Genomic DNA, 5,180 nt, shown 5'->3' on the forward strand with positions numbered 1-5,180 from the left:
CAATTTGATGAATTGCCCTTGTAAGGCCTTCTGACTTCACCCTATGAGCCATTTCAAGCAGGGAATCTTCTGTCGCTTTACCAAATTTCACCTCTTCCAGGACTCTGTTGAATTCACGGGAAAGCGATCCGTAATCTGCATTTCTAATTGTCGCTAGTGAGTCATGCAGCCCTCTTCCGGCTTTTAGCTCAATGCTCATATGCCTCAATGCATAGGGAAGCTCTTGGTTCAAATCATAGTATCCTCTTTTCTCCTTCATTTGCGGATAATGAAGCGCGAAAAGATAACTCATTAAGATTATTACAAGATACATTGCACTTATCTCCAAACTTGTAAACAATGCAATAAGAATCAATCCTATAAACAGCAGCAAAATTATCTGTCTTTTTAGGAGAATTTTCACTAGGAAGTCCCTTATTTCATCAAATCTTGTTTCATGTTTTGTGGGGGTGCTTTCTAGATTCAAATCCAGTTTTGAAAGTATTGCGGAATCGATTCCATTATTTTCTTTTTTCAGTTCAATATTTTTAAATGAGATGTTTTTAAAAAAATCCATTGTGGACAGGACAATCTCTCCGATAAATATAAAAAAGCTGTTTAACATTAAATCACCCGTTTAAAATAATTCTGTTTAAAACTTTTTGAGGATTTTTGTAATATAACTCTATGACGCTATTTACATCATCGACAGAGCGGATCTGCTGATTTATCATATGTTTTAAAACTATTTTTCTGTTTTCGATTTCACTCTTCAGTTCGGTGATTGTCTTTCCGCTTAAATTGGCTATTTGCTGGAGGGTGTTGCTTGTTATGCTGATGTTTTCGATAGTGTCCCTTTCGGGATTCCACTGAAATATTTTGTTCAGCTGGACGGTGCCCTCTTCCATCCCGACAACTTCGGCGACTTCACTGATTCTTCTAAATGAGATTCCCGATGGAGTGTAAATTCTGTTCTGCATTATGATGAAATCGATTGCCTGTATCATAATTTCCGGAACTGACATCGGTTCATTAGTCAGTCTTGTTATTGTTTCTCTTGCATCATTTGAGTGCAGCGTTCCAAAACCTGAATGTCCTGTATTCAGAGCAGTAAAAAGAGTTATTGCCTCATCCGCCCTTACCTCTCCAACGATTATTCTGTCTGGGCGCTGCCTTAGGGAATTTTTAACCAGGTCATTCATGGTCAGTTCTCCTTTTCCTTCAACATTTGCAGGTCTTGTTTCCATTCGAATGACATGCTCGTGAGGAATCTGAAGCTCTAAGGTATCTTCAATTGTAATTATTCTTTCATTTGGATTTATGAATGCTGAAAGTGCATTTAATGTAGTTGTCTTTCCGGAACTTGTTCCTCCGGATATTATTGCGTTTGCGGATTTGACTCCAAGCCCGTCAATGCACAGCCAGAGGAATCCTGCCAAATCCAGTGAAATTGTCCTTGAGTTAATCAAATCAATTATTGTTAGTGGATCTCTTCTGAACTTACGTATGGTAAGTGAAGGACCGTCTGGGGATACGGGAGGAATTGTGGCGTTTATTCTTGACCCGTCAATCAGTCTCCCGTCTAAAATCGGAGATTCCTGATCTATTCTTCGGTTTATTTGTCTTGCAATTGAGTCAATCAAGTCACGAATCTCTTGAGCATCTTTAAATTCGAGATTGGTTTTCATCATGCCATATTTTCTGTGATAGACAAAAACCGGCTTGTCTGTTGCGATTATCATAATCTCTTCAAGTTCGTCATCCTGAATCAGAGGATCGATTTGGCCATATCCGATAATATCCCTGAGGAACTTCCCAGACAGTCGGTCCAAATATTCATTTGGGATGTCATTATCTTGATTTGGTTCACTTAACCTTAAAAATAAAAAATGCTTAATGTCAGATAATAGCTTCTCTTCGCTGACTTGGTAATTTTCGCCAGTTGATATGGCTAGGTCAACCAAGTTTTCGCGCATTTCTCCTAGAAGGATTTTTTCTTCAGGACTGTATTCCTGCTTTATTACTTCATATTGTGGTAAAATTTCATTATTCATATTTTCTCACCAATGGCGATTTTTTAGTATACTATGTAATTAGTAATACTAATTTATATAGTTTTTATTACTTTTGAAAGCATTATTAGGGATATTAAACAATATTTTAACTGAAAAGCAATTTTGAGGTGATTTTATCATAGATATTGATGAGAAAATCAAATCTCTTGAAGAATGTGAAAAATGTAGTGATGTCCAGATTAAGAAGTTTTCACCGCTAAAGGATGTAATCGACCTTGAAACTCTCGACGGAGAGTATATGAAATGTGAATGTGGAAAAAGGCCATTGGATATAGTCATGAGTCATATCCTTAAAATCATGATTGAAGAGGATATTGTGCCTGAAAATGCCACATTAAGGCGAAATTCTCCGGTTCCATTGTCAGGATTTTATTATAGCAGTTTAAACTCGCAATTTATTGGTGAAGATACTTTGATATTGCTTCATCCGGATTTTACTGTAGGGGTTGCATCAAGACTTATCAATGAAGTGCCGGAGGTCAAATGTGTCCTTAAAGGAAGTCCCCAAAGCACAGTTGGCCAATTCGATAAGGATTCTTCAATTAATCACTTTGAGATTCTTGAGGGGGATGATGAGCAGATTAATGTCATGAGGACATTGCTTCAGGAAAAGATCGTTCTGGTTAAAAATCAGTCCAGGCATCACATTGAAGTAGCAATGACCACAGAAGATAAGCTGGTCAGACTGCATAACTATTTAAAGAACAATGATGTCAATACTGGCAGTGCAGTTGACGCAATGTGCGGCCTTGGAGCATTGGGGATATATCTGATCAAGTACGGATTTGAAAAAGTAATTTTCAATGATGTCAATCCCGAAATGATTGAAGCATTAAAGAAAAATCTTGAAATCAATGATGTTGTGGAGGATTTTGAAATTCGCAATGAGGCATTTGAAGAGCTAAACATCGATAAAACAGATTTGTGTGTGATTGATGCATTTCCTGGAATGGATATAGAAGACATTACAAAAAAAGCAGAAAGGATAGCAGATAATGTTGTGATTATCTAGCTATTTCTTGTTGTTCCAGTATAAATATATGTTGATTTTTCTATTCAGATTTTTCACCTTAGACAAACATCTGCAAGTAAATGACAATTGCAGGAATAATCAAAACTCCCATCAGATGAGATTTCCCAACTCCAATGTAGTGGGGAAGCATTCCCAATGCAGTTGAGGTTATCAAAGCCAGAGTCATGTAAAAGACAGGGGCCTTGTAATAAAAAATAAACAGATACAATATCACAATCTGAAGCAAAATCACTCCAATCGACAGTTTTTTATAGTCCACTCCTCCCATAAGTCTAGAAAATGAATCTCCTAATTTTAAGCACAGTACCAGCGAAATGGAAACTGCTATCAGGGATGCAAATATAAAGATTGCAAGGTGATTCAAACCCATTTCAAAAATCAGATAGGACATGTAAACCGCTATTCCGCTTCGAGGATTTCCGATGATATAGATTGCTATCAATGAAAAAAGGCAGTCTGAAATGTTCAGTCCTGAAGTTGCAAGCAGAAAGTTCACGGTATCGTCATCGTTATTGTCGTTTGCTCCGCTGACGGCTTGAGCTATTACAGTTCCCTGGGCGGGTCCAAATCCAGGCAAAAATCCAAGTATTGCTCCTGTTATTCCTCCGGCAAAAATGCTTTTAAATTTTTCATAATCAATATTGAGTTCATAGAAAGGGTTTTGGTGGGGTATTGTTGAAGAGTCGTTCAGGCTGAACAGTATTGTGCTTATTCCGAACAGTCCCGAAAAGATGCACATTAATGTTGTTCCCGATGAAATTGGGGTCTGGAAGATAATCCAGCCTAAAATTCCCGACAATGTGAACAGAAGCAGTGACCAGAGGAAATCTCTGAAATTTGCTGTTAGGCTGTATGTCAAATAAATTGAGGCGACCAGGAGTATCATCCATGTGAATGGCTTTGTGACGTCATGAAGTACTGGAAGGGCTATTGCAAATATCGGAAGCATTAGTATGGTCACAATAATTGCTCCAAATCCTCCGACAGACACTATTCTGATTACTTCTTTTGATCTCCCCTGCAATACCATTCTGTGGCCTGGAAGGATTGAGGTTGCAGTTCCCTCCTGAGGCACTCCCAAAAGCATTGAGGGTACAAATTCGATAAGAGCATGGGCTATTGACATTGAAACCATGAGCACACATAAAAATTCGGGAGATACAATCGTCAATAGGAAAGTTGATGAAGCAAAAAGTATTGCTCCGGCCGTATTCACATGTATGCCAGGTATCATGCCAGTTGTTGTTCCGATTAATATGCCTATAAAACAAGCTATAACTAATTCTATCATAACTATTAATTGTATAAACTTTAATTTAAAGCTTGTTGAAGTTATATCGTCAGATTTATCTTATTTTATAAAATTGAAGTTATTTAATGGAATTTCCTTGTTCTGTAAAGGTGCAATCTCTATGCAATATTGCTTACTGGCAATTATGAATGAATCGTATTCACTTTCCGGAAATGATTCTTCATACTATTGTGGCTATTATGAATGTGGAGACGACTATGAAAACGATGATTATCCTGAATCTGAAGGATATGGCTAGAATCTTTCACGGTTAAATTCCAGTGATTTCATTGAGGTTCTGGAGAGCAGTTCAAGCAGTTCGTCACGGGTGATATTTAAATCTTCACAAATCATATCGTCCCATTCTTTTTCTTTTTCGATTAAAAATTCAGAGGTTTCTATGCCTTTTTTAGTTAAAGTGATCTTGTATGCTCTTTTGTTTGTCTCATCAATTTCTCGTGTAATCAAACCTTTTTCTTCAAAGTCTTTAAATGCTCTTGAAACTCCGCTTCTGTCCATAAGACATGCCTTTGCGATATCGGATTGATTTGTACCCATTTCATAGTATAAAAATAGCAGCATGTAGTATTGGCTAGGCAGGATATCGGTTCCGCTTTTGATATGCTTGTTCATGTAGAAATCATGAGTTTTAATTAATGTAATCAAATGATTTACAAGAAAAGGGGATGTTTTAATTATGTCGTCATACTCAATCATAATAATATATTTTCCATTAATCTTTAAATAGTATTTGTAACAACTTATTAACATGAAAAGAAAACTCATCATCATTTTGGCAATT

Annotated in this window: 6 protein-coding genes; 2 read left to right on the forward strand and 4 right to left on the reverse strand. The window is 36.9% G+C overall.

Annotated elements, in window-relative coordinates:
* Nucleotides 1-604, reverse strand: a 604-nt coding sequence (locus tag ACJMLO_RS06870) for a type II secretion system F family protein (protein WP_405295223.1), incomplete at its 3' end; no start/stop codon positions are given.
* 4 nt (nucleotides 605-608) lie between these two features.
* Nucleotides 609-2,033 (reverse strand): CpaF family protein, encoded by a 1,425-nt coding sequence (locus tag ACJMLO_RS06875; protein ID WP_405295225.1) that lies wholly within the window; start codon nucleotides 2,031-2,033, stop codon nucleotides 609-611.
* Between the two features lie 259 nt (nucleotides 2,034-2,292).
* Here ACJMLO_RS06875 and ACJMLO_RS06880 point away from each other — a divergent pair, with 259 nt between their 5' ends.
* Complete coding sequence (locus ACJMLO_RS06880; protein ID WP_405295227.1) at nucleotides 2,293-3,066, forward strand: SAM-dependent methyltransferase; 774 nt, start codon at nucleotides 2,293-2,295, stop codon at nucleotides 3,064-3,066.
* A gap of 58 nt (nucleotides 3,067-3,124) precedes the next feature.
* Here ACJMLO_RS06880 and ACJMLO_RS06885 read toward each other — a convergent pair whose 3' ends face one another.
* The gene (locus tag ACJMLO_RS06885) at nucleotides 3,125-4,378 is read right to left on the reverse strand and encodes a tripartite tricarboxylate transporter permease (RefSeq protein ID WP_405295229.1); all 1,254 of its coding nucleotides are present in this window, start codon (nucleotides 4,376-4,378) and stop codon (nucleotides 3,125-3,127) included.
* 121 nt (nucleotides 4,379-4,499) lie between these two features.
* On the opposite strand from ACJMLO_RS06885, the gene ACJMLO_RS06890 reads away from it, so the two are divergent.
* Nucleotides 4,500-4,637, forward strand: a complete 138-nt coding sequence (locus ACJMLO_RS06890) for a hypothetical protein (protein ID WP_405295231.1) — start codon at nucleotides 4,500-4,502, stop codon at nucleotides 4,635-4,637.
* On the opposite strand, the gene ACJMLO_RS06895 is transcribed toward ACJMLO_RS06890, so the two are convergent.
* A complete protein-coding gene (locus tag ACJMLO_RS06895; protein WP_405295233.1) occupies nucleotides 4,634-5,095 on the reverse strand; it encodes a MarR family winged helix-turn-helix transcriptional regulator in 462 nt (153 codons plus the stop codon). The genes ACJMLO_RS06890 and ACJMLO_RS06895 overlap by 4 nt on opposite strands.
* Nucleotides 5,096-5,180 lie beyond the last annotated feature (85 nt).

Origin of the sequence: Methanobrevibacter sp., assembly GCF_045120835.1 — an archaeon.
GTDB lineage: Archaea > Methanobacteriota > Methanobacteria > Methanobacteriales > Methanobacteriaceae > Methanocatella.